General features: G+C 46.7%; 21 protein-coding genes and 1 riboswitch. Of the genes, 17 read left to right on the forward strand and 4 right to left on the reverse strand.

The window, feature by feature from the left end; all coding sequences use genetic code 11:
- Positions 1–8 precede the first annotated feature (8 nt).
- From HGI30_RS09100 to HGI30_RS09175, 16 genes are all read left to right on the forward strand, one after another.
- Positions 9–479 carry an ArsI/CadI family heavy metal resistance metalloenzyme gene (locus HGI30_RS09100; protein ID WP_028598746.1) on the forward strand — a complete coding sequence of 157 codons (471 nt, stop codon included), beginning with the start codon at positions 9–11 and terminating at the stop codon, positions 477–479.
- A gap of 3 nt (positions 480–482) precedes the next feature.
- On the forward strand, positions 483–926 hold the full coding sequence (locus HGI30_RS09105; RefSeq protein ID WP_021877422.1) for a protein-tyrosine phosphatase family protein: 444 nt from the start codon (positions 483–485) through the stop codon (positions 924–926).
- Between the two features lie 104 nt (positions 927–1030).
- A complete protein-coding gene (locus HGI30_RS09110; protein WP_048744016.1) occupies positions 1031–1480 on the forward strand; it encodes a MarR family winged helix-turn-helix transcriptional regulator in 450 nt (149 codons plus the stop codon).
- 51 nt (positions 1481–1531) lie between these two features.
- Complete coding sequence (locus HGI30_RS09115; protein WP_048744018.1) at positions 1532–2587, forward strand: flavin-containing monooxygenase; 1056 nt, start codon at positions 1532–1534, stop codon at positions 2585–2587.
- A gap of 246 nt (positions 2588–2833) precedes the next feature.
- On the forward strand, positions 2834–3634 hold the full coding sequence (locus tag HGI30_RS09120) for an arsenite methyltransferase (protein WP_168907280.1): 801 nt from the start codon (positions 2834–2836) through the stop codon (positions 3632–3634).
- Positions 3635–3889: 255 nt separating this feature from the next.
- A riboswitch (cyclic di-GMP riboswitch) is annotated at positions 3890–3975 on the forward strand.
- A gap of 84 nt (positions 3976–4059) precedes the next feature.
- Positions 4060–4764 (forward strand): response regulator transcription factor, encoded by a 705-nt coding sequence (locus HGI30_RS09125; protein ID WP_048744021.1) that lies wholly within the window; start codon positions 4060–4062, stop codon positions 4762–4764.
- Between the two features lie 444 nt (positions 4765–5208).
- A complete protein-coding gene (locus HGI30_RS09130; RefSeq protein WP_021877427.1) occupies positions 5209–5670 on the forward strand; it encodes a hypothetical protein in 462 nt (153 codons plus the stop codon).
- Positions 5671–6687: 1017 nt separating this feature from the next.
- Positions 6688–7107, forward strand: coding sequence for a sigma factor-like helix-turn-helix DNA-binding protein (locus tag HGI30_RS09135; RefSeq protein ID WP_048744023.1), 420 nt, complete (start codon positions 6688–6690; stop codon positions 7105–7107).
- A gap of 119 nt (positions 7108–7226) precedes the next feature.
- Positions 7227–7634 (forward strand): DUF6075 family protein, encoded by a 408-nt coding sequence (locus HGI30_RS09140; RefSeq protein ID WP_021877429.1) that lies wholly within the window; start codon positions 7227–7229, stop codon positions 7632–7634.
- A 28-nt stretch (positions 7635–7662) separates the two neighbouring features.
- Complete coding sequence (locus HGI30_RS23040) at positions 7663–9672, forward strand: C40 family peptidase (RefSeq protein WP_021877430.1); 2010 nt, start codon at positions 7663–7665, stop codon at positions 9670–9672.
- Positions 9673–10065: 393 nt separating this feature from the next.
- Positions 10066–11178, forward strand: coding sequence for an ABC-three component system protein (locus tag HGI30_RS09150; protein ID WP_153783395.1), 1113 nt, complete (start codon positions 10066–10068; stop codon positions 11176–11178).
- Positions 11175–11678, forward strand: a complete 504-nt coding sequence (locus HGI30_RS09155; protein ID WP_069202419.1) for an ABC-three component system middle component 2 — start codon at positions 11175–11177, stop codon at positions 11676–11678. The genes HGI30_RS09150 and HGI30_RS09155 overlap by 4 nt, the downstream gene beginning before the upstream one ends.
- The gene (locus HGI30_RS09160) at positions 11678–13576 is read left to right on the forward strand and encodes an SMC family protein (RefSeq protein ID WP_168907281.1); all 1899 of its coding nucleotides are present in this window, start codon (positions 11678–11680) and stop codon (positions 13574–13576) included. Before HGI30_RS09155 ends, HGI30_RS09160 begins: the two co-directional genes overlap by 1 nt.
- A gap of 17 nt (positions 13577–13593) precedes the next feature.
- Entirely contained in the window at positions 13594–16686 is a 3093-nt protein-coding gene (locus HGI30_RS09165) for a sacsin N-terminal ATP-binding-like domain-containing protein (RefSeq protein WP_198156122.1), read from the forward strand.
- Positions 16683–17591 carry an AlbA family DNA-binding domain-containing protein gene (locus HGI30_RS09170; protein ID WP_021877435.1) on the forward strand — a complete coding sequence of 303 codons (909 nt, stop codon included), beginning with the start codon at positions 16683–16685 and terminating at the stop codon, positions 17589–17591. The genes HGI30_RS09165 and HGI30_RS09170 overlap by 4 nt, the downstream gene beginning before the upstream one ends.
- Before the next feature lie 575 nt (positions 17592–18166).
- On the forward strand, positions 18167–18985 hold the full coding sequence (locus HGI30_RS09175; RefSeq protein WP_168907282.1) for a divergent polysaccharide deacetylase family protein: 819 nt from the start codon (positions 18167–18169) through the stop codon (positions 18983–18985).
- Here HGI30_RS09175 and HGI30_RS09180 read toward each other — a convergent pair.
- Positions 18950–19687: an N-acetylmuramoyl-L-alanine amidase gene (locus HGI30_RS09180; protein WP_168907283.1), complete on the reverse strand. Its 738-nt coding sequence runs from the start codon at positions 19685–19687 to the stop codon at positions 18950–18952. The genes HGI30_RS09175 and HGI30_RS09180 overlap by 36 nt on opposite strands.
- Positions 19688–19814: 127 nt before the next feature.
- Here HGI30_RS09180 and HGI30_RS09185 point away from each other — a divergent pair, with 127 nt between their 5' ends.
- The gene (locus tag HGI30_RS09185; RefSeq protein WP_168907284.1) at positions 19815–19997 is read left to right on the forward strand and encodes a YqzE family protein; all 183 of its coding nucleotides are present in this window, start codon (positions 19815–19817) and stop codon (positions 19995–19997) included.
- Here HGI30_RS09185 and HGI30_RS09190 read toward each other — a convergent pair.
- The 3 genes from HGI30_RS09190 to HGI30_RS09200 form a co-directional block, all read right to left on the reverse strand.
- Positions 19994–20992 carry a hypothetical protein gene (locus HGI30_RS09190; RefSeq protein WP_168907285.1) on the reverse strand — a complete coding sequence of 333 codons (999 nt, stop codon included), beginning with the start codon at positions 20990–20992 and terminating at the stop codon, positions 19994–19996. The two genes, HGI30_RS09185 and HGI30_RS09190, sit on opposite strands and share 4 nt — an antisense overlap.
- Positions 20993–21136: 144 nt before the next feature.
- On the reverse strand, positions 21137–22084 hold the full coding sequence (locus HGI30_RS09195; RefSeq protein WP_168907286.1) for a YqhG family protein: 948 nt from the start codon (positions 22082–22084) through the stop codon (positions 21137–21139).
- Positions 22081–23919 carry a DEAD/DEAH box helicase gene (locus HGI30_RS09200; protein ID WP_168907287.1) on the reverse strand — a complete coding sequence of 613 codons (1839 nt, stop codon included), beginning with the start codon at positions 23917–23919 and terminating at the stop codon, positions 22081–22083. The genes HGI30_RS09195 and HGI30_RS09200 overlap by 4 nt, the downstream gene beginning before the upstream one ends.
- Positions 23920–23974: the final 55 nt, after the last annotated feature.

The raw sequence follows: 23974 nt of genomic DNA on the forward strand, positions 1-23974 counted from the left end.
TGGCGACGATGATCAAACGAATGCATGTTGCTTTAAACTGTACGGAGCTGAACAAGTCTCTGGAGTTCTATCGCGCTTTTTTTGGGGCCGAACCGAGTAAGATTAAAGATAATTACGCCAAATTCGAGTTAGAAGAACCGGCGCTGCATTTTTCGCTCAATGTGCGCCCCTTCGAACAAAAGGGTGTACTGAATCACTTGGGCTTCCAAGTCAATAATACGGAAGAAGTGCTGGCCATAGGGGAGAGGCTTCGTCAAAGCGGACTGCTGCTGATTGACGAGATGAATACCACATGTTGCTATGCGGTGCAGGATAAAGTTTGGGTGTATGATCCGGACGGCAACGCTTGGGAGATTTTCTACACAAAAGAAGATTCCGAATTCGAATCCGCCGGAGAAGCCAGGGATTTGTCCCTTTGCTGCGCGCCGCCAGCGGCCCCGGTTCCGATTGAGTTTGGATCGTTTAAAAAAGGAGTATAGTCTATGGCGTCTGAAAAAACCTACCATGCTTTGATTCCGGATAAAATTTTCATGGGCGCGGCAACTGATGTGGAATCGATGGTAAAAAATGAAGGTATCGACGTGATCGTGGATCTTCGCGGCGAAGCGACGGAATGCACCTATCCAGCGGCGAGTGCGAAATGGATTCAAATTCCGTTAGCAGATCATGCCGCTATGCCGCAAGAAAAAGCCTTCGGTCAAGCGATCCAGGCCGTCACCGAAGCTTATCACCAAAACAAGAAAGTTGCTTTTCATTGTGGCGGAGGAAAGGGACGGACCGGTACGGTAGCCGCTGGCACCTTGCTTGCCTTGGGATTAAGCGATACGCTTGACGAAGCCGAGGCCAAGGCAAAGAGCATTCGCAACATCATTGATATTAAGCCATCACAGAGAGAATGTTTGCACCAACTATATCCCGGTAAATAAGCAAGCAAGAGACCACTCAGCCGAGTGGTTTTCTTTTTGTGCGATTAAAAATATTTGCAATTTGCAAATATATATTGTATAACTGAAACATGAGGTGAATCACAGTGGAAAATGTTCGCGAACTATTTCAGATCATGACACGCCGTTTTGGGTTTCTCAATAAAAATTGCTGCACCGCCGGTGGCTGCGATATTTCCTTAGTGCAAAGCCATATTCTTTACGAGATCGATCGTCAGCATCAACCGTCCATTCAGCAGGTAGCCGAGGCGTTAGGAACCGATATAACGACCTTTAGCCGACAAATCCAATCGTTAATCAAAATGAACTTAGTGAAAAAATCGCCCGATCCCAACGACCGAAGGGTATTTGTGCTTTCTCTCACGACAGAAGGCAAATATGTAGCCACAACGATTGACCAGCAATGTAACGCTTATTTAGCAGAGATTTTCTCTCACATGAACGATTTTGAAAAAGAAACGGTCATTCGCTCCATTAAGCTTTTGAATGAAGCTATGTCAAAATCCAGCCTTTGCTGTTCCACCCCCATCGGGTGATTTCTTTTCTCTAATACTTGCATTTTGCAAATAAATCGGAGGGTGTTGGGTATGAATGAGGTATTGGATACGATTGTCATTGGAGGGGGGCAGGCGGGTCTGGCTTCCGGCTATCATCTACAGAAGAAAGGACTTCGATATCTGATTTTGGACGCGGGCGACGAGGCGGGGGGCTCGTGGCCGCGTTATTACGATAGTCTCAAACTGTTCTCTCCGGCACGTTTCTCGTCGATGCCAGGCATGACATTCCCCGGCGATCCGAATGGCTATCCCAAGCGTGATGAAGTCATTCGTTATTTACAGGATTACCGGGCAAAATTTCAATTGCCGGTCCGAACCAATCAACGCGTAGCATCGGTCGAAAGGGATGGAGAAGGGTTTACGGTCCGTACGATGGTAGGGGATACGTTTCGGGCACGCACCATCATTAATGCGGCCGGCTCATTTCACAATCCCTATACGCCAGTTTTACCGGGGCAGGAGGCGTTTCAAGGCCGCACACTTCATTCCTCCGAATACCGGAATCCGGAGCCATTTCGCAATCAACGCGTAGTGGTGGTCGGGCGTGGCAATTCTGCCGTACAGATCGGAGTTGAGCTGGCCGAGGTGAGCAAGACGTCTTTAGCGGTACTCCGGCCGATCCAATTCATGAAATCGAGGCTGTTGGATCAGGATGTGCATTTTTGGATCAAACTGATTGGGTTTGACACCTTTCCTTTTTGGCGGTTCGGGAAAACCGCGCCGAGTTCAAGTGCGGTGAACGATTCGGGCGGGTACAAAGAAAAAGTAGCGGCAGGAAAACCAGATCAACAACCGATGTTCACATCCTTTTATGAGGATGGCGTGATTTGGCCGAACGGGACAAAAGAGCCGGTAGATACGGTGATCTTTGCGACAGGCTACCGGCCGTATCTTCCCTACCTTCAAGCGATTGGCGCGCTGGATTCGGAAGGAAGGCCGTTACATCAAGCAGGCATAAGCGACGTTCCGGGACTTTATTATGTGGGGCTGGAAGGGCAGCGTTCCTTTGCTTCTGCTACCATAAGGGGGGGGGGGCCGGACGCGCAGTTTGTTGTTAAAAAGCTTTTGCATCACCTTAAACACTGAATGCTTACATTTTTTGATAAAAGGATGGGACCGACTTGAACCTCAATTGGTTTGCTGCGGAAATGCTTATGAAACAACGCCAAAGGGAAATCGAACGATCTGCTAGAGAAGCGTGGAAATGGTCAGACGCTATGCAAAAGCAATCGGTCCGATTCTTTAACCGACGGCCAATCATTCGTGCAACACCAACGGCTTGCTGCGTTACGAGCTGCTGTTGATGTATAAAAAACTAAGGAGTGAACTTTCATGAATCAAGTAAGTAATGATCAAATTCGTCAAAACGTTCGGAATCGGTATAAAGAAATCGCCTTACAGGACGTAGGGGCGGGGTCCTGTTGTAAGCCAGCGCCAGCCAATGATTGCTGTGGTTCGGCCGCGGATGTTTCCGCTAAAATGGGCTACTCGTCAGAAGAATTAACAGCCGTTCCAGATGGGGCGAATCTGGGCCTCGGCTGTGGCAATCCGCAAGCCATTGCTGCTTTGCAACCGGGAGAAGTCGTGCTGGACCTGGGCAGCGGCGGCGGGTTTGATTGCTTTCTTGCCTCCCGTCAGGTGGGCGCTTCCGGCCGCGTCATTGGTGTAGATATGACACCGGAAATGGTCAGCCGCGCCCGCGAAAATTCCAGTAAAAGCGGATTTACCAATACGGAATTTCGGTTGGGCGAGATAGAGCATCTGCCGGTTCAGGACCACTCGGTTGACGTGATTATTTCAAACTGTGTCATTAATCTGTCCCCATCGAAGCAGCAGGTGTTTGACGAGGCGTTCCGTGTGCTGCGTGACGGCGGCAGACTGGCCATATCGGATGTCGTGGCAACAGCCGATTTTCCGGAAGAAATCAAGCAGGATATCGACCGTATCTATTCAGGGTGTATTTCAGGAGCTTCCTCTATCGGGGAGTTGGAAGCCATGCTTGCGCAAAGCGGGTTTACCCAAATTGAGATCGAACCTAAAGGCGAATCCCAGACGTTCATCAAGGATTGGATTCCCGGCGCAAATGTCGAACAATACCTGGTGTCTGCCGCGATACGTGCCATCAAGGCTTGAGCCGTGAAGGGCCGAACTGTTGCAGCTCGAGTTGAGTTGAACATGTTCGGCATAAACAATAAGGCGCTGCCGGTAAGTTGGCAGCGCCTTCGCCTTTGCTTAGCGTATATTTTCGTTAAAATGTTGGCGAGACCCCCGAAAGAAGAAGTGGGTTGCGCTATGTTCGAACATACGTTACTAAGGTTGACACCAAGCAAACTTTTTGGCATCTATTGAAATATGGTAAAATAAATTAATTCAATATGTCGAATAGACTAGGAAAAAAGGCAAACCTGATCGAAAGACAGGGACGCAAAGCCACGGGTCTTCTGCACTAGTGCAATGATCGCCGGGTTACCCTCTCAAACCACACCAAGATGACAAGCAGGCACGCCAGTGAGAGGGCGTGTCTTTTTGTCATTTGAAAATAAAAGAGGTGATCGATTATGAACAAACAAACAAGCTTTTCTGTAGAGATAAAAGATATGATCCGTAGGAACGGGAGTATCAAAGTATTACTGGCGGATGGTGACCTAGCTTGGCAACAGCGACTCGCTATGTTGCTTGAATCCGAGCCAGATATTTATTTATCTAACATCGTTTCGACAAAAGAGGAAGCGATTCGAGCGAGTGTACAATTAGACGTAGACGTAATGATCTTGGAAATGATTTTGAATTCGCCCAAACGAGACGGGCTGGACGCCGCAGCGGAGATTCTCAGAAATAAAGAGTTACCGATTATTGTCCTTTCTTCGATACATGATCCGGAAGTCATGGTCGATGCAGTTGTTGCCGGAGCGGTCAATTATATTACAAAGTCCAACTATATGGACATACCGGTTGCGATCAGAGAAGCTCACCGACGTCAGTCCTCTCTCCATGCGGATGTCGCGACGATAATCCGTAGTGAGATCGAGCTTATAAAGCGAAAAGAATTGCATTGCATGCTCACACCTACGGAAAAAGAAATTTTGCAACTCATAGGCTTGGGCTATCGACAGACAATTATCAGAGAATTACTTGGCATTACTTCGAACACCCTAAAATCGCACGTTCGGCATATCACTCGTAAATTCGACACCCGATCCATTCGAGAAGCTGCTGAGAAGGCGAAACGAAGAGGTCTGTATGATCAGCACTATGCTACGTGAGTTAATGGGACTGAAATTGAAACAAGCTTTGGGAAAATTCGGGGATTTTCGACAAAATTATCATGACAGAGGGTGACAAAAAGATCACCCTCCCCATTCGAACTAATAATAGGTAAAATGAAGGGGTAATCTAAGGGAAAATAGGAATATTATCCCGTACCAAAGGAGGTGGAGAGAAAAAAGATGAATGCTGGAGATTGTTGTCGTGAATCGGAGTCTGAAGTAAATCAAAATGGGACAGGCTCTCGTAAAATGAAGAGGATGGTGCCTTTAACTTACGTAATTATGCGGCTGTCCCCAATATAACAATGAAGGGATGATCGTCATGGATCAATTAGAAACGGAGCGTGAATTATGTTTATTAACATGGATTGATTTGCACTTCATTCAGCAGTTTTGCGGAAGGAGAGTTGTAGTATTTCTTGGAATTGGGGAGGGTGTTTGATGAATCTTACTCAACAGTCCATCCCCTATGAAAAAGTTGAAGCATGGCTTATGTCCTATAGTGATTGGAAAGCAAGGTTGGAATATGCGCAGGCAGAGCTTAAGCATATTCCGGGATTAACGAGGGCTTTGCATGAGTGGGTGAATCATGGCAATGGAAGAAAACAAGAACCATTGTTGCGTACGGTCATTCATCGGATAGAGATCACTGAACATGAAATCCCGTTGCTATTATCGAGAATCGGATTGATCGATTACGCTTTCTCGGCTCTCACCACAGAGGAAATTTTGTTCGTTCGTCTACGATATTTGGATAAACTGGCGCTTTCGGTCATTATAGATCGCATTGCACTTTCCCGCCGCGCGTTCTTTTATCATCGGAAGCGAATTCTGCATAAAGTATATCGAAAAATCAAAGATCGGGCGGTCCTGTTGGAACTGGATTCCTTTGGAGAAGACTGATCATATCATTACTTCAGAAGATGCACATACGCATCTTCTATTTTTATGGTTCGTGAATTGAAGAATATCACCTCAATCCCCCATCTTTTCAAACAGGCTCTAGGGTCTACCCCCATTTTTAGCAGTCAGTTCAATCTCTCCGAGTACGATTAACTCCTCACCAAGAGATGAGATGCCGTGAATCTTTCTTGCACCGAACATGCACCGAACGCTGCACTAGATTTGCTCTTGTTTTGCACGAATTGTGCACCCGATATGCACGATTTTCCTGATACGATGATAGTATAGCAAGCTTAAGGGCAGCCTACAAGATCATCGGCTGTCCTTTATGTTTGTGAAGCAAGGATTGACGAAACGGGCATAACTTGTTCCATGGTTTCGTCATGTTTCCGCATTAAGTCGTACAATCATACCGATGAAAGGAGGGCGATGATGCGGTTCCTATTAATCTGTTTTTTTAGAAATAGGTAGAAATGCATCCTGAACTGGATACATCTGTATTTATGCTATGCGCATTACTTTGCATTCCAGCCATTGAGCGCCGCTTCATTTTTTGCTGTGATGATCAGCAAAAAGAAGCGAAGCGCTCTTTTTTATTTTCTGATTGAAACCCAAAAGAAGGTAGCTATTACAGTGACGAGTGCTGAAGGCATGTGATACGGGACAGTCAAAAAGGAGCGTTTGAACTAAAACGTAGGACAACACCATCATAAAACAGACTGGCTATTCCTCTCGCAATGGTGTTGCCATGTGAGGAGGGAAATTGATATTATGTGCCCCACGTTGCATGCAATGTCAAACCACGATCCTTTTATGTGTTTTTACTATTCGTATGGCTCATAACGCCTCAACGATGGATATTACTATCAGACTTGGCTGCAAATCAGCATTGGATTGCTGAGCGGCAAGGTCTTTTTTATTTATGTAACAAAATCAACAATCGTTTTAAAGGGAGCGTTGGCTGTCGCTCTCCCCCTCCATTTTGGTTTGCCCACAAACCAAAATGGAGGGACGAATATGAAAAGGATTAATTTGCGGGACATGTATCCCTTTATCAAAACGGATGTATGGATCGACTTAGATGATGAAGTGGCACAAGAAATCCGCCGTTTCGACTTAAACGAAAGTGCATATAAATTGCGCACCTATCGTCATCGCGCTTATTACTCGCTTGATCGGAACGACGGTATAGAACAAGATGTTCTTTTCCTTTCGATTTCCCCGGAGGAATATTACGAGCGTAAGCTTTCCAATGAGCAGCTTTATGCGGCTATGTGTCGATTGCCGGAAAAATCGTTCAGACGAATTTATGCTCACTTCTTCTTAGACATGAGCAAAGTAGCGATTGCCCAAGCTGAGCAAGTTGATGAACGGGCAGTACGAAAATCTATTGAACGCGGCTTAAAACAAATGGCGCAGTTTCTCAAAAAAATGTGATTGCGGTAGGTCAAAGGGTCCGATTTTCTTGCCAAAATGAACAGATAGGTAAAGAGCTTTATGTAGGCGGCGGCTGGTTATAACCAGCCGCTCATTTTCCATGAGGGGGGCAGGTAACAATGAATCCGATTCGATTTCGAGATGCTGAACACGAAAGTTTCTACTATCGGATGCTTGATGAAAGGAAATGCAGCGACGGCTATCATCGGGCACTTTTCTACACATTAGGTATTTCCCGCGATACTCGGAGTCATATCCGCGATTTGTTTGATTTTTCTAATGGGGGCATTAAGCCCGGAGGTCTCGCAGCCTCGTGGCAAACCGGTAGTTCTATCCGCGTGTGCAGGCTTGCTTTTAATCTGTGGAATGGCTGGACGGAAAAAGGTGGGGAACGCTACTCTACTCCCCACGAATTATTCGATTGCAGCTACGCTCCCTATTTTTTTGAAGCGATTCAACTTCGTTATCCGGATTATTGCCGAAGCCAGGAGAAGAATTTCAAGCGGCTGAACGAACAAGTTCGCTGAATGTCAACTAGTTAAGGGAGTGGAATAGATGAAGGATATTAAAACGAGGACTGTTGTGAAAGACATTAAACGTTTGGACAAACTGCCAAACTTGATGGATCGTGTAAAACATTCGAGCGCACGCACAAAACAGCATAAAGACAATGACAAGACGATTTCACAATCTCCAAATGAATATGCGCAGCACCATTCTGCATCGGCCATAGATAAAACGGTACGTTTTCAAATTGGTATGGGCGTGGTTGCTAGCAAAAGATTGATAAGGCTCATTCAAAAAAGGCGGGCAAAGTCAGAAGGGGATACGGTATCGATACAGAACCCCGCTGCTATAATTACTAAGCCTTCAGGTACACGTCAATTGCGACTTGCCCGTAGGTTGCATCTCCGCAAGCCGGTAGATGGGAAATATCTCTTGTCAGCTAACCATCAATCAAGAAAACAACGCTTTATACGGAGCCGGGTCAATGCCCGGCTTTTGCATCCTCTTCGCAAAAATAGCTTTACTAACCGAATTCTAAATCGGGAAGGTAGAGATCAAGAACCGGCCGGGAAAAAAGGAGCATTAGCCGCCGCGGCATCTCATTCAGCAAATGTACGCGTGAATCGTCCAAAAGCGCTAACGTCCGTAAGCATGAGGAAGCGGCATTTCAGGCCACCGTCATCCCGAATCCCCTTCGCTATATCAAAGCAAGCAAGCCATACGATCAAACGTAAAGAAAGGAAATTTAAGACATTATCGCCATTTATAAAAACGGGACAACGGCTAGGACAGGCTAAAAGCCACTCTGATTATCAAGCGGAAGGAAAAATGAATAGCGCCAGGACAGCGCAGCGGACTGCACAGATGGCGATGACTGCCCGCCGCTCCATTCAAAGGGCACAAGCTGCAGCGCGATTAAATCTTCGGATCATTAAAATGGTAGTAAAAGCAGCCGCTTTGCTTGTCAAAGGAGTAGCCGCGCTTTTGGGAATCAGTAGTTCCGTTATTGTATTATTGTGCATTGTTATGGCAATAGCTGCTGTCATTTCCTCGCCTTTCAGTATCTTTGTATCCGGCGAAAATACGGATGCCGATGTAAAGCCGCTTTCCCGAATCGTTCAAGAGCTGGACATTGAGTATGCCGACCGACTGGCAGAAATACAGCAGTCCTCTGGCCGTGTAGACCGGGTGGAGTTTCATTATCCCGGCAGCGCGGATAACACGCGAATAGATAATTGGATGGATATTATAGCCGTTTTTGCCGTGAAGACTGTCATGGATTCAGAAAACGGAATGGATGTAGCAACACTTGATGCAACAAGGATCGGGATCATCCAATCGGTGTTTTGGGACATGAATCAACTGGAATCCCGTATTGAAACGATCGAACATACGGAAACCGTTCCGGTAGAGCATGAAGATGGGAGTACCAGCGAAGAGACGACTACCAGTTATGAACACATTTTGCATATTACCGTTTCGAGCAAAACTGCGGAGCAACAAGCTGACTCCTACCACTTTACTAATGAACAGATGGACATCATGAGAGAAATGATGTCTGGGGAGTTTCGGCCACTCATGTTTGAGATGCTCGGTAAAGAAACGGATGTCGGCTTGACGCCGGGACAGCTTGCGGATATAGGGCAGCATTTGCCCGAGGGAGAAATAGGCAGTGAAGTCGTCAAATTGGCGCTAACTCGTTTAGGTGATCCGTACAGTCAACCGAAGGCCGGACAGGATGACTTTACAGATTGTAGCTATCTCGTTCAGTGGGTTTATCGACAGCTACGCATTAACCTGCCGCGAACCGCAGCGGAACAAGCAAGATTTTGCGTAGAAAATGGCCTGACAGTAAGCGCGGCAGACCTGGTTCCTGGCGATCTTGTATTTTGGAGCTATGAGCGAAATGGTAGGTTTATGGATATTACCCACGTTGGAATTTATGCGGGGGATGGCAAAGTTGTAGATGCTTCCTCAAGCCGGGGACAAGTAGTGTACCGCAATCTGTTTGATTCGGACAAGCAAGTGTTGTTTGGCAGACCTCATATTCAGGGGTAGAACTTTCGTATTTCAGTGGAGCAAAAGGAATCCTATTTTTGGTGGAATAACGTTCTGGTTCAATTGTATCCTGTATCCCAGTGGAGTAATAGGGCTTTCCCGAACAAGCTAGCCTCCGCTGAAAACAATCATCTGGTAAAACATTCAGGTTGCTCGGTTATCAAGATGGAAGACACCTTTCGGTCAGGCAGTGGTAGCTCGATACTCTCACATTGCCATACAAAGCGGTGTTTTTCTATTTTGCAATTGGACTATCTAACCGCCAATAACCTACCAACAAAAAGGATCAAAGTCGATTTTCGCCCTGCGGAAGTTGAGTTAATGACCAGCATTTTTGCGGAAAAGGGAGGAAATGCTTGGAAAATGTAGAATATCCTAATGAAGTAGCATTTCTTGTTGAAAGGTGATTATATGGAAACTACTCTAAGTGAATTAAAACCATTCAAATTACCGCAAAAGCCGGATAATTACGATATTCTTTTTGGGTTGCCTATCCCCCCTATAGATAGATTGCGAACATTTTCAGCAGATCAATTTGAGGATATGATTTGTGAATGGGTCGATGGATATTTGAAAAAAGAGTATACATCTGTGTATCGCTCAGGCTCGGCAGGTGATAAGGGAAGGGATATAGTTGCATTTGTAAATAATGATTCCCCGAATCATGTCTGGGATAATTATCAATGTAAGCATTATGACCATCCGCTTTATCCAAGTGATGTATGGTTAGAATTGGGGAAACTATGCTACTACACGTTTATTAAAGAATATACAATTCCAAGAAAGTACTATTTGATTTCTTCTTGTGGTTTGGGAACTTCTTTATCAGAATTAATCGAGTATCCGACTCGTCTGAATGCTGGATTAATCTCAGCTTGGGAAGATAAATGCAAGAGAAAGATTACGAATGTAAGTGAAGTTTCTTTAACTAATGAGTTGCTGGAATATATCCAAAAGTTTGACTTTTCAATAATAAATCACTGTCCTCCTCAGAAATTGATAGAACAGTACAGCAGCACACCTTTTTATAAATATCGTTTTGGTGGTGGGTTAAATAAGCCTAGACCTCAGTCGGAGGCCCCAGGGCCTTCAATAAAACCGGAAGAAGTAAGATATGTTTCACAACTATTTGAAGCATATTCAGATCACCTTGGAAAAAAGATTGCTGGTGTTGAGGAGTTGAAAAGCTACAGCTCGCTGCATCGACATTTTAATAGACAGCGGGAAGACTATTATAAAGCAGAATCACTTAGAAGATTTGCTAGAGATGAGTTGCCTTATGACGAGCCCTTTGAAAAGTTGCAGGATGAAATTTATAGAGGAGTAATAGACACTGCAGAGGATACTCATGCTGACGGCTTTGTATGTGTTAAGGAAACAATAAAAGAAGCTAGAAAATTGGAGATTACAAGCAATGTACTAATTAGCTACATTGATGGAAGTGATAGAAGTGGAATTTGCCATCAACTGGCGAACAATGACATTCTGAACTGGGTGAGAAAATGAACGAGGTAAAATTAAGTAGAGAAACCTACCTATTCAATACTCCATTAGAAACTGGACTTCGATGCTTAGTGATTTTAGCAGGATTAGAAAATAAAGCTATAGATATTCAAAGGTTGATTTATTTGGATTATCTATTAACACATTATGGTGATGTTGAGCCAGAATTTGAGAGTCTGCATCCTTCAACACCATCTCGATCTGGTGAAATACTGATAAAGCGAGATTTAGTAAGCCAAGGGCTTCACTTAATGATTAGCAAAAAGCTTATTAACATCGAATATGGAAAAAGCGGAATTTTGTATGGAGCAACACCTTACTCTAAAGCGTTTCTTCAACATTTTGAGTCTAACTATATGCTACGGCTTCTGGATGTGAATAAATTACTGATCGACAAATTCTCTAATTATACTGATGTGGAACTCAAAAATTTTATAATGAAAAATATTGATCGCTGGGGTGGAGAATTTGTAAAAGAAGCTTTCGTAAGGGGGGACAACTAATGAATACAGAGGGTTTTTTTATTTCGGAAATCCGACTTACAGGAAAAAATAAGAGAAATGCTAGTATCGTACTCAAAAAAGGGCTTAATGTTATCTCAGGTGCTTCTGATACTGGGAAGACTTACATATTTCAATTAATAAACTATATGTTTGGTGGTAAAGATGAACCAAAAGAAATAGATGAAAGTATTGGGTATTCAACTATTTTTATTGAACTTGAGAAATACGAAGGAGAAAGCTATACATTAAAGCGTGAAATTGGTGATTCATCAATTTTTGTCTATGAGTCAAAAATTGATGATATTTCATTTCTGCAGAATTGTGTGAAACTGAAAGCTAAGCATGATAAGGATGACAAGGACAATATATCAACATTTCTCTTATCCTTAACGGGAATCAAAGATATGCTTTTAAGGAAAAATGCAAGAGGAACCAAAGTATCTTTTTCTTTTAGAAATCTTGTTGCTCTAATGATGCTTAATGAGGAAAAAATTATATCAGAGGAAGTGCCTATTTTTTCAGGTATACCCTCTAATAAAACGACTGAACAGTCTGCATTTAAGACTATTCTAACAGGCGTAGACGATAATCATGGAGAAGAGATAGAAGACCCTAAGATATACAGAACCCGACTCGAAGGAAAGTTGGAGTTTGTAAGCTCTTTGTTGCAGAAATTGAAAATGGAATTGAAAGAAAAAGGCGCACAAATTCAGGACTATGATGCCAATGAACTAACAAAAGAGATTGAGAAATTAATGAGTACATTATCAAATAATAGCAAAGAAATTAATCTTAGGATGGGACAAAAGAAAGAAATATGGATTCAAGAACAAGAAATAAAATCAAGAATTTTAATGCTTGAAGAACTATTAGAAAGATTCAGATTGCTTGAAAAAAGCTATCTTTCTGATTTAGATCGACTTCAATTTCTTATTGAAGGGGATCACTATATCTCACAATTATTTGATTCAAATTGCCCTGTTTGCAATAATCCTTTCAACTCAAAAACTACTGAGCATAATCATGATTTTTACTTAGAGGATTTACAAATTGCGTGTTCTGAGGAAAGTAATAAAATTAACGCTCAGCTAATTGATCTTAGAGAAACATTAACAAATCTACAAAATGAGAATAAAGAAAACAATGAAAAAGTTAAACTTTTAAGTCAACGAATTAAGGAAATTGAGGTCATTATTCAGCGTGAATTAAAGCCAGTTGCAGTATTAACGAAAGAAAGAATGGATACTTTGTTGAACATAAAAAAGATTTTTCAAGAAATTGAACTTAATGAACGTCGTATTGCTGAGTATCAAACTAGCCAGTTAGATATTATGAGGGAGTTGTCTAAAAAGAATCAGAAGATGAAATTCGTTAATGAAATAACAACAGAAATTTATGATGATTTTGCTACAGAAGTGAAAGAGTTACTTGCTGGATGGAACTACCCTGATTTAACAAGTGTAAGCATAGATTATGATGATCAGGAGTTAATTGTTTCAGGTAAGAAAAGAAAAAATCATGGAAAAGGTTATCGGGCAATATTAAATGCTGCTTTTGTTATTGCTATTATGAAATATACAAGAAGTATTGGACTCAAGCATCCTGGGCTGATTATTTTAGATTCTCCGTTAACTACTTACAAAGAAAGACTCAATCAAACAACACTAAGCAGTAGTGAAGAAGATATATCGTTAGACATGAAGCAAGCCTTTTTCAAAAATTTATCTAAACTTCGAAATGATGTTCAGGTAATCATTTTTGAAAATATAGACCCTATTAAAGAAGTACAGGATAACATGAACTATATTCACTTTAGCAAAGTAATTGGTGTGGGGAGATATGGTTTTATTCCGGTTGACAATATTACTGAATCAGTGAGCAATAATCCAATTGAATAGTTGAAGGTGATAGTGAAATGATGGAGTTTTCGCAGAAAATACGTAATTTACGAAATAAAGCCCAAGAGACACAAGCTGCAAATAAAATAATTGATATGCTGACTGAGTTAAAATTGAAGAATGATGAGACAACCTCTTATAGATGGATCTGGGAACTTATACAAAATGCGAAAGACGTTGTTAACACAAGTGGGATGGTTGACATAATTATAAACTTTGACGAAGGCAATAAGACTGTTGAATTCAAACATAATGGTAAACTGTTCTCGACAGAAAATATTGTTTTTCTTATAGAACAAGTGTCAACAAAAGATCGCACAATAACTAATGAAAAAAATAAGAAGACTACTGGGAAATTTGGAACAGGCTTTTTAACTACTCACTTGCTTTCAGAAAAAGTTAGGGTTTCTGGATATCTGCAGGATGCTGGTGAATCACCATGTTCTTTTAATGTTATTTTAGACCGATCTGGTATGGATCAGCAATCAATAATTAGTGCCATACAAGAAAGTTGTTCGCAGTTAGATAAGAATACTACCATAACTACTGACAAAACAATAAATGACGAAGATTTCAATACTTGCTTCACCTATGTTTTGGACGAATCTGGAGTGTCAACAGCAAAGAAAGGTCTGAAGAATCTGCTTATTGCTGCACCTTACGTATTTGCATTTGTTCCAGAGATAGGTTCAATCACAGTAACAAGCGGTCAATATATACAAAAAATTAGCCGCGGCAGAATGATTGAAACTGAGCTTGAAGATGCGAGTGTGACAAATGTTGTAATTGCAACAAAGGGGATGACAAAAGATAGATATATTTTTGTTTTGGGAACGAATGACTTATCTGTTGCAGTAGAAGTCGAACAGCAAGCAGGTAACAATTTTACAACAAAGTACGATACTCAATTACCCAAAATATTTTGCGACTTTCCTCTCTTAGGAACAAATGATTTTTCATTTCCTGTTGTAGTAAACAGTCCTAAGTTTAATCCAACAGAACCACGAAACGGAATACATTTAACGGATAAAGTACATAAACAAATAGCTGAAAATAAGCAAATATTAATGGAAGCTTCACTATTTTATGTTAAGATAGTGGACTACTTTTTAGAAAAAGAATATGAGGGAATCTACAACATTACTAAAATCCCTGAACAGCCTGCAAAGGATTGGCTATCTAAAGAGTGGTTTGAGCAAGAAATAATTAATAAACTAAAGTCTCATATCATAGAAATTCCTCTCATTTCTACACATAATGCTGGCAAAATGCCTCTTATAGATGAATGGGGCGGTACAGGTGTATTCATTCCAAAAGATTTAGATGAAACTCTCAGGGCAAAAGTATGGACACTATCAAGCAAACTCATTCCCCATATGATTACAAAGCGTGAAGAATTAGAGTGTTGGTACAATTCTTTATGGGAAGAATGCCGAAATTACGGTTTATTAGATTTAATTAACCGAGTAGAAGCATTTGAAAATATTAGTGAGTTATCAAAACATCTTAATGGTAATGTAACTGACTGGCTAAATGAATTATTAGCATTATTCTATTCTAATGAATATTTGTATACCAACAACCTTGGCAGAAGCCCACGTATTTTGCCAAATCAATACGGTGAATTTCGTACTTTAGATGAGGTATCACTTGATTGCGGTATTGATGAAATTTATAAAGACATATCTACTGTATTAAATTTCGATTTTAAAATTGAATTATTGGATAGAGAAATTAATAGTGAGTTCCTTGCTAATTTAAAAAAACTCACGTTAGATGATGTTTTCTCAGAGATTCTAAAAAAATTGCATAGATCACATCCTTCAGCAGAAGACTTTTATAAGAGCATTATTTCTCTTCAAGCTAAACAGAATAGCGAACAAAATGACTTTTTAGATCTTGTTTATGAATTACAAGGTAAAGATGCCTGGATAAGGAATAGTGTATCGAAACATTCACAAGAGCTATTAAAATTGGCATTGAAATTCTGGAGGGAAAAAATAACCAAGGACATAAGCTCCTATGAAAGTATAAGAATCTTTGCCTCTAGTTTTAATTTTGCCAGTGAGCATGAGGCGATGATGTGGGTGTCAAATTTCGTTCGAATTTTGGTGAAATATGAGCAAGATGGTTTATTGGATCGGATTGCTATATTGCCTGATCAATATGGAAATTTCAAAATGAGAGCAGAATTATCACTGGATTCAGGTGAAATTGATGAAATCCTTAAAGATGCATCTAAATATGCTGGATATGATGTACGTAAAACATTGTTATCAAAAGACATTATTTTAGATCTGCCTGAAAATAGAACTGTCTACCTAGAGAATATTTCCGAGAAAATCACACAGTATGTGAAAGAAAATAAAAACAGCATTGGGCACAACGATATTGATGTAAAAGAAGTATTTAATAAAACGTATCTTTGGCTTAGAGAAAATTTGGCTAATGAAAAGGTAAAAAAGTGCTTCAAAGAATTATCAACTAATTTACATTGGTTTTATAATGATAATGATATTGCTGAAAATATGTCGAAAATTGAAGAATACAACGACATATTAGAGAAATATGGTGTTTCTGGAGTGCAAGAATTAGAGCAGATATTATCTCGCTCAAATGTTGAAAGTAGTTCTAGTAAAACGGTGGAGATTTCAATGGAAATTCTTGCACAATGGGGTATTTCAACTGAAGAAGATTTAAATCGTGCTCTGGCAAATAATGTGTTTGGCCCAGAATTTATTCATGATTCTAAACGCAATTCAGAATTATTCAGCTATGTCCAAGATATTCTTGAGCGCTCCAAGAATAAAATCCTTGAATTTTTAGATAAGAAAAAATCGGAATATGACGTTTCAGATCCAATCAGAATTAGTAATACTATCTTCGTAATAAAAAAACACGGTACTGAAATATATTTAATTACTCGACCGTCTGATTATGGTCAAATAATATTATATTATGATACTGAGTTGGATATGCTTGACTATGAAAAGGATTGTGAATTATGGGTTGAAGATGATAAGAGCGAGCCGCAAAAAATTACATTTGGGAAAATATTAAAGCTGACTGGTGTTAACAAGATTCCACTTAGGAGCATAAGAGAAAAATGATTGACATTAATGAAGTAAAGCAATTACTACAATCCCCTGATTCAAAAAATCTTATTTGTAGAAACGTAGAATTCAGACCGCAAAATTTGGCTTTGTTTATTGCTGCTCTGTCAAACATGACAGAGGGGTATGGCTACATTGTAATCGGGGTAAGCAAAAATACAGATAATTACTCTATTAATGGAATAAGTAATGGGTTCATATTAGATGAACCTATTAAACGGGCACTCAGTTTGTTAGCTGAGCAACCAATAATAGAATTTGGTACACTTAGTATTGAAGGTAAAAATATTTATGCAATAAAAGTGATAAATATTACAAACGAGATTTTCTTCAAGCCTCCACAAAATACAGAGTCACTAACCGATTTATTTATTCGTGATCTTTACTTGGCTTGCATCAAACTTCAAGCACGTAAGCTTTACGTTAGCACTACAGAAGATGAGCGTAATGACTTTATTACAGATTTACTGGAGACAAACGGATATCGCATAAAAGACCAAACTCGACGCGGAAGTTCTGCTAGTGGTAAATCATCTGGCGAAATTGATATTTTTGTTGAAAACGATAGAATGCCTTTTACTATTATTGAAGCCCTTAATTTGGATAGCTTAAATACTAATTATCTTGATGTTCATCTTGACAAGATATATTCTTACGATACAACAGGAAATGCATTCAATGTATGTTTGTCATATGTTAAAGTTAAAGATTTTGGGTCTTTTTGGGATAGGTATTGCAACTACGTTAAAACACGTGAATATCCAGTAATGCTTGTCTCTTCTGATACAAATGCTGATAAAGATTATTCATACTCTGATATAAGATTCATGACAACTACGCATAATCGTTCAGGTAAAAATACACGGCTTTATCATATGTGCGTAAAAATACAAGAATCGTAGTTACTTAGTGAAAAGTTCTTATATAAGAATCGTCAACTAGGGAAACAACCTAATCAAGCGATTGTATTAGGCTTCTTACACAAGAAAGGTATTTAATTTCTTGCTCCGCTATAATTTGTCGATGGTAGTGGAGCAGGGCTGATTCGAGTATCGTTCTCTCCGAGTTCTCTCAAACGTGCAATTTCAGTCACTTTTTGATGAATTTACGAGACGCCTTGTGGCACTAGGGAAGGGTGGCGTGAAACGCCGAAACCCCTTGATTTTATAGGCTTTTCGTGGTTTTTTGGTTCCTCTAAAGGAACATAGCTTCCGCTTGCTTCCCTTTAGCGCGCAAGTTTCAGGTTCTAGTGTCAGCAATGACGTGGAGGTTCAAGTCCTCTTGACCGCACCACTCCTTTTACATCACATGGCTTCCCGGTTGCTTCGGCACACGGGGAGCCTTTTTTGCATGAATGACGGGACGATCGCGGCTCCCTGGCGCCGTACGGAAGAACCTGCCTATCCCGAAGCCGGCATAAGCGCATCCATTCCGATGCAAAATGTACAGGCATGAGAAAAGGAAGGAGATTCCCGCCATGACCCTGTTCAGAAAAAGCGCTGCCGCCGTGCTAGCCGTGCTGCTCCTGCTGCCGTCCTGGGTCGGAGCGGCCGCGCCGCAAGCGGCGGGCCGAGGCGAATCGCCGGCACCGGCTTCGAGCCGAATCGCCGTCGTCATCGATGATTTCGGCAATCGGATGAAAGGAACCGATGAGATGTTCAAGCTGCCGGTGCCGGTGACGGCCGCCGTCATGCCGTTCATGCCGACGTCCCGCGAGGATGCCGAGCGGGCGCATCAGCTCGGCCTCGACGTGATCGTGCACATGCCGATGGAGCCGAAGCAGGGCAATCCGAAATGGCTCGGCCCCGGCGCGATCCGCGCTTCGATGAGCGACGCCGAGGTCAGGCAGGCGGTGGAAAAGGCGATCGCCGAGGTGCCTCATGCCGTAGGCATGAACAACCACATGGGCAGCAAAATAACCGCGGACGAGCGCATCATGCGCGTCGTGCTCGCGGTGTGCAAGGAAAAGGGCTTGTTTTTCCTGGATAGCCGGACGGCGTACAAGACGGTCATTCCCCGCGTCGGGGCCGAGCTTGGCGTGCCGGTGCTGGGCAACGATCTTTTTCTCGACGACGTTTATACCGCGAGCTTTGTCTCCGGCCAGATCGTCAAGCTCAAAAAGCTCGCTCGCGAGCAGAGCGATTGCATCACGATCGGGCACGTCGGCGCGCCGGGGCTCATCACCGCCGCCGCGGTGCGCTCCGCTGCGGCCTCCATGCCGCAGAGCCGGTTCGTGCGGCTGACCGAGCTGCTGCCGGCCTCAGCGAAAGAGAAGCTTGTATTGCCGCACGCCTGACGCGATCGCTTCGGCGATTTTCTGCTGGCCCTCGGACGATGTCAGCATCGCCCGGTCATCGGCGTTGCTGATGAAGCCCATCTCGACGATGACGGCAGGCTGCTTGACCGTATTGAGCAGGTAGAACGGGCTGCCCGCCTTCGGCAGCTCGGCGGCGAGCTGCTGCCGATTGAGCGCGTCTTGCACGCATAGAGCGAGCAGCACGCTCTCGCCGCGGTTTTTTTGATGCAGCACGACCGGCCCGCGGGCCGCCCCGCGCTTCGACCAGTTCACATGCAGGCTCACGAGCATGCCGGTATGGATTTCCTCCGTCAGTCCCCTTCGCTGGGACAGATCCCGCTGATGCCTGGAGCGGCTGCCGAGCCAGCGGTTGTCGTCGCTGAGCGCGTAGTCGTCGACCCGGTTCAGGACGGCGCTGACGCCGAGCTGCTGCATGCGGACGAGCAGCTTTTTGGCGACCGCCAGATTGATGTCCTTTTCGAGAACCTCCTCATGAAAGGTTCCGCCGTCGATGCCGCCGTGGCCGGCGTCGATCAGCACCTCGGCGTAAGGCAGCGCGCCTTTGTAGCTGGGACTGCCTTCGGTTTCGGATGACGGAGCCAGATCCAGCGTCGGAGCGGCATAGGCGGACATGGGCGCAAGCAGCGCAAGAGCGACGGCAAGCGCGGCCGCTCGGCAGCGGGGGAGCTTCATCTGCTTCATCCTCGATCCTCCATTCATGGTAAGCTTGCGGTTACTTTTCCACTCGAAGCCGGGCTCTATTCGCGTTTGAATGCTGTCGGCGGCGGAAATACTAGCTCCATGAACAAATCCGACGGGGGGATGAAGGATGGATTCGGAGGAATGGATCAAGGACATGACGGAGCGGTTCGTCCGCTACGTCGAGACGCCGAGCCAAGTCCGCCGCCAGCAGCGCCGGGAGCGCAAGCGCAGCCGCGAGCCGTGGCTGACGCGCTGGTTCGGCATGTCGGGCATGGGCATCAGCATGTGGCTGCGGGGGCTGAAGCGCTAAGCCTGCGAGCCGGGCGCGGCGACCGGATAAAAGAAGCCGGCCGCCGCGGCATCCACAAGCGGCACATAGCGGAGGGCGGTCGAGCCGGCCATGCGGAACGCGCCGAAGGCAGGCGCTTCGCTCCAGCGATGGAATCCGGCGGCTTGGCCGATATACAGCGCCTTGCCGCCAAACACTTCGGCGGTGTAATCAAGCGGAGTGCCCGCTTGCAGCCGCTGCAGCAGCTTCGCTTCGCTCGGCGCGGCCAGCGGCGCCTGCAGCAGCCAGGCAAGCCGCTGGAGCGGATCGTCTCCGCGGAACGAACGAGAGCTCGTCAGACGAACCGGCTTCGCCAGCGAGGCCGGTTTGTTCGGCTTCGTAACGGAAGCGTTTTCATTGTAAATGGCCGATGAAGAAGTCCTTTTCGCTGCTTGGTTCCAGTCTTTCTCCTGAATCGGCAGCAGCTCACCGCTCGTGGCATCGGCGAAGCGGATGCGGCCTTGACGGTCCTCAAGCCTCCAGACGGCAGCGAACGGCGAGGCATACTGCATGAGCGCCGTGAAATCCGCCGGACGAAGTCCTTCCTTTTCCAACCCTCGGCGCAAAGCGGATGGACGGAAAAGCGGGCTTTCGCCCGCGCCGTATTCGCCCAGCTCGACGGTTCCGTCATCCTTGGCGTTCAAGATCATATACCCGACCGGACGTCCGCCGTTCGCTTGGCGCACGTCGACAAGCCAAGCATGCGTGCCGGGGCCGAGCGGCTCGAGACGCAGCTCGGCCGACTTCCAGGCCGCGAATTCCGGCAGGCGCGACAGCTCGTCCCGCCAGCGCGAGGCCTTCGTCTCGAGGGCGGAGCGGAAGGCTCCCGCGTCGGCCTCCGAGGCGGCGAGTTGCGGCGACGTCTCGGAGGAAGCGGCTGGGGCGAGAGGAGAAGCGGCGGAGACGGCGGCCGGCAGCGCGGCGAGCGTCAAGGCGAGCAGGGCGGCCATGAGAGGCCGGAGCGAATGAAGGGCCATGTCCAGGGGTGCCTCCTGTCGAGTGGATTCGTTTTCGTTAGTCTACCTTGAATCGCGGGCGAAGGCTGTTGCTTGCTGTCCGAAAGGCGTTTCCCGCGCGGGGCTAATTGTGGCGGAAGGACGTCTACTTTGGCGAAAATCCGCTCATTCGATCCCTTCCAGATGGAACAGGCCGCCGTTGATGGCGGAAACCGTCACCCGGGGCTCGTACTGCCAGCGGATTTCCTGGCGCCTCGTCTCGAACTGGGCGGCGATCGCGTCCCGCTGGTCTTCCTCGGCCGTTTCCAGCAGCCGGTCGTAATAGTGGGCGAGGATGTCGAGCTCCTCCTGGAGCCTGCGGCTCGCTCCTTCCGCCCAGCTGAAGTCCGCGGACCGCAGCTTTCGCTCGAGATGGCCCTCGATCAGCGACATGGCGCGGGCTGGCGTGACCCCGTTGCGCGCGGCATGGACGTTGGCGGGCAGCTTGGGCGTCAGCTTCAGGCCGGACAGGCGCTCGTGGAAGTTTTCCTGAATGTTGCCCGTCGCCAGCGAGATGCCGTAGGAATGGATCTCCTCGCGCTTCATGTCGCAGGCGAATTCGACGCGCAGGTTGACGCCGAGCCATGCCGTATAGGCAACCGACTCGAGCGGATGGAGCGACCGGCGCTCCGGCTCCTGGAACAGGCAGACGTAGCTGCCTCCGCTGCGGGCGGCGGCGAACAGCTGGTCGAGCTTGCGCGAGCCGAAATAAAGGTCCTCGCGCGGCGTCCGGCCCTGGATCGAGCCGTGCACGAAGCCGATCGAGCGGGCGAGGGCGCTCTGCGCCGCCTGATCGAGCGAGCCCGGCTCGGCGGCCGCTTCCGCCTCGGCCTTGGCCTGGCGCAGCTGCTGCTCGTCGTAGCGCTGGCTGTCGGTGACGAACACGTACGTCATCGTTTCGGGCTCGACGCCTGCCCGGTCGACGTAGCTCCAGTAATACGGCCGGTTCGTCAGCTCGCGGTCGGCGGCGGGGGAGAGCTTGACGGTCAGATGCATCGGCGATTTCTCGACGATGCGGGAGCCGGTCGCCTCGGCATAGCGGGCGACGAAGCGCTGCACTTGCTTGTCGTTCATGGTGCATCGACCTCCACGGGCTGGGATATGCCGTCGAGCAGACGGTTCAGCGCCTGCTTGCGCTCGGCGCGGGAAAGCTTGCGGCCGTCCTCGCCGGAGGCGGAGACGGGCCGGGCCTTCGGCGAGGCAGGCGGCTGCTCGGTCAGGCTGCGGAGCGAGCGGCCGAGATGGTCGATGCCCTCGGCGATCGCCTCGTCGTCCGGCGCTTCCAGCATGACGCGGGCGAGCCGCTGCTCCATCGATTCCTCCTGCTCGAAGCGCTCGAGGATGTGGTCGAGCTCCCCGATGACGGATTCGAACATATCGATCTTTTCATGGAGCAGGTTCACGATATGCTCCTCGATCGTGCCGAGCGTGCACAGGTTGTACACCTGCACATCCTCGGTCTGGCCAAGACGGTGCACGCGACCGATCCGCTGCTCGACGCGCATCGGATTCCACGGCAGGTCGAAGTTGATGATGCGGCTGCAGAATTGCAAATTGATGCCTTCGCCGCCGGCTTCGGTCGCGATCATGACTTTGGCGCGGCCGCGGAACAGGTCCATCATCCAGTCCTTCTTGCCGCGTCCCATGCCGCCTCGATAAGGGACGGCGGTGATGTCCGAACCACGGAAATATTGCAGCAGATACTCCTGCGTCGCGCGGTATTCCGTAAAGATGATGACCTTGCCGTCGCTCTCGCGCACGAGCTCCATCGCCTTTTCCGCCTTCGTGTTGGCCTTGATCTGCTTGATGACCTCGATCAGCTCCCAAATCTTGCCTCGGACGGGGGAGTCCTCCTCCGTCTTCTTGAACAGGTTGACGAGCGTGAGGAACACCGAGTCGCGGCTCGAGCACACCTCGCGCTGCAGCGTCACGAGCGAGAGCATGCTCGTCAGGCTGCCGCCGCTCTCTTCGTAGCGCTCTTTGACGAAGGCGGTGACGGCCTCGTACAGATCCATTTCTTCCTTGGACAGGCGCAGCGGCACGTTGCGCACGATCCGCTTCGTGAACTGCACGTCGCCGTCGCCGCGGCGGTTGCGGATCATGACCGAGGATAGCGCCTCCTGCAGCTGATCCTCGTTTTTGGGCATGCGCTTGCCGACGACAAAGTTGGAGGCGAACTCGCCCTGGCCGCCGAGCTGGCCCGGCTTGAGCAGCGTGATGAGGTTGTACAGCTCGTCCAGGTCGTTCTGCACCGGCGTCGCGGTCAGCAGCAGGCAGTATTTTTTGCGCAGCTGGGTGATGAACTGGTAGTTGGTCGTCTTCTTGTTCTTGAGCTTGTGCGCCTCGTCGATGATGAGCATGTCGTAGTCGGTGCTGAGCAGCAGGTCGCAATGCGGCTCGCGCTTGGCGGTGTCGATGGAGGCGACGACGACGTCATAGTTCCACGTATGCGCGCGCTTCTGGGCGACGGCCGTGATGCCGAACTTCGTGTTCAGCTCCCGCACCCATTGCAGCACGAGCGAGGCGGGCACGAGGATGAGCGCCCGGCGCACGAGTCCCCGCACCATGTATTCCTTGAGCACGAGCCCGGCCTCGATCGTCTTGCCGAGCCCGACCTCGTCGGCCAGGATCGCCCGTCCGCCCATGTCATGCAGCACTTTGACGGCCGTCTCGGTCTGATGCTTCATCGGCTCGAGGCCGTTCAGGAAGCGCAGGCATTGCAGCTCGTCGAAGCTCTCGATGCGCCGGGCCTGCTCCGCCTCCATCGCCAGCTGGTACAGCGTCCAATCATCCCACGGGCCGTTGCGGTCCACGCGGGCTTGCAGCTCCTCGAACCAGGATCGGTCCATCCTCAGGTCGACGAGCGGATGCAGCCGTCCCGATCCGCCTTCTTTGACGGTTCGCGTCATCTCTATCGGCCCCTCTCGTTGTCATATGACACTTAGTATGCCCAGCGCCTGGGAG

Source organism: Paenibacillus albicereus, assembly GCF_012676905.1.
Classification (GTDB): domain Bacteria; phylum Bacillota; class Bacilli; order Paenibacillales; family Paenibacillaceae; genus Paenibacillus_O; species Paenibacillus_O albicereus.

What these genes read in the sequence shown, in the direction of transcription:
- HGI30_RS09165 (WP_198156122.1), top strand. Translation starts at nt 13,594, where the DNA reads ATGATGGAGTTTTCGCAGAAAATACGTAATTTACGAAATAAAGCCCAA.
- HGI30_RS09125 (WP_048744021.1), top strand. Translation starts at nt 4,060, where the DNA reads ATGAACAAACAAACAAGCTTTTCTGTAGAGATAAAAGATATGATCCGT.
- HGI30_RS09115 (WP_048744018.1), top strand. Translation starts at nt 1,532, where the DNA reads ATGAATGAGGTATTGGATACGATTGTCATTGGAGGGGGGCAGGCGGGT.
- HGI30_RS09135 (WP_048744023.1), top strand. Translation starts at nt 6,688, where the DNA reads ATGAAAAGGATTAATTTGCGGGACATGTATCCCTTTATCAAAACGGAT.
- HGI30_RS09160 (WP_168907281.1), top strand. Translation starts at nt 11,678, where the DNA reads ATGAATACAGAGGGTTTTTTTATTTCGGAAATCCGACTTACAGGAAAA.
- HGI30_RS09130 (WP_021877427.1), top strand. Translation starts at nt 5,209, where the DNA reads ATGAATCTTACTCAACAGTCCATCCCCTATGAAAAAGTTGAAGCATGG.
- HGI30_RS09185 (WP_168907284.1), top strand. Translation starts at nt 19,815, where the DNA reads ATGGATTCGGAGGAATGGATCAAGGACATGACGGAGCGGTTCGTCCGC.
- HGI30_RS09100 (WP_028598746.1), top strand. Translation starts at nt 9, where the DNA reads ATGATCAAACGAATGCATGTTGCTTTAAACTGTACGGAGCTGAACAAG.
- HGI30_RS09200 (WP_168907287.1), bottom strand. Translation starts at nt 23,919, where the DNA reads ATGACGCGAACCGTCAAAGAAGGCGGATCGGGACGGCTGCATCCGCTC.
- HGI30_RS09195 (WP_168907286.1), bottom strand. Translation starts at nt 22,084, where the DNA reads ATGAACGACAAGCAAGTGCAGCGCTTCGTCGCCCGCTATGCCGAGGCG.
- HGI30_RS09105 (WP_021877422.1), top strand. Translation starts at nt 483, where the DNA reads ATGGCGTCTGAAAAAACCTACCATGCTTTGATTCCGGATAAAATTTTC.
- HGI30_RS09120 (WP_168907280.1), top strand. Translation starts at nt 2,834, where the DNA reads ATGAATCAAGTAAGTAATGATCAAATTCGTCAAAACGTTCGGAATCGG.
- HGI30_RS09155 (WP_069202419.1), top strand. Translation starts at nt 11,175, where the DNA reads ATGAACGAGGTAAAATTAAGTAGAGAAACCTACCTATTCAATACTCCA.
- HGI30_RS09190 (WP_168907285.1), bottom strand. Translation starts at nt 20,992, where the DNA reads ATGGCCCTTCATTCGCTCCGGCCTCTCATGGCCGCCCTGCTCGCCTTG.
- HGI30_RS09140 (WP_021877429.1), top strand. Translation starts at nt 7,227, where the DNA reads ATGAATCCGATTCGATTTCGAGATGCTGAACACGAAAGTTTCTACTAT.
- HGI30_RS09175 (WP_168907282.1), top strand. Translation starts at nt 18,167, where the DNA reads ATGACCCTGTTCAGAAAAAGCGCTGCCGCCGTGCTAGCCGTGCTGCTC.
- HGI30_RS23040 (WP_021877430.1), top strand. Translation starts at nt 7,663, where the DNA reads ATGAAGGATATTAAAACGAGGACTGTTGTGAAAGACATTAAACGTTTG.
- HGI30_RS09180 (WP_168907283.1), bottom strand. Translation starts at nt 19,687, where the DNA reads ATGAAGCAGATGAAGCTCCCCCGCTGCCGAGCGGCCGCGCTTGCCGTC.
- HGI30_RS09170 (WP_021877435.1), top strand. Translation starts at nt 16,683, where the DNA reads ATGATTGACATTAATGAAGTAAAGCAATTACTACAATCCCCTGATTCA.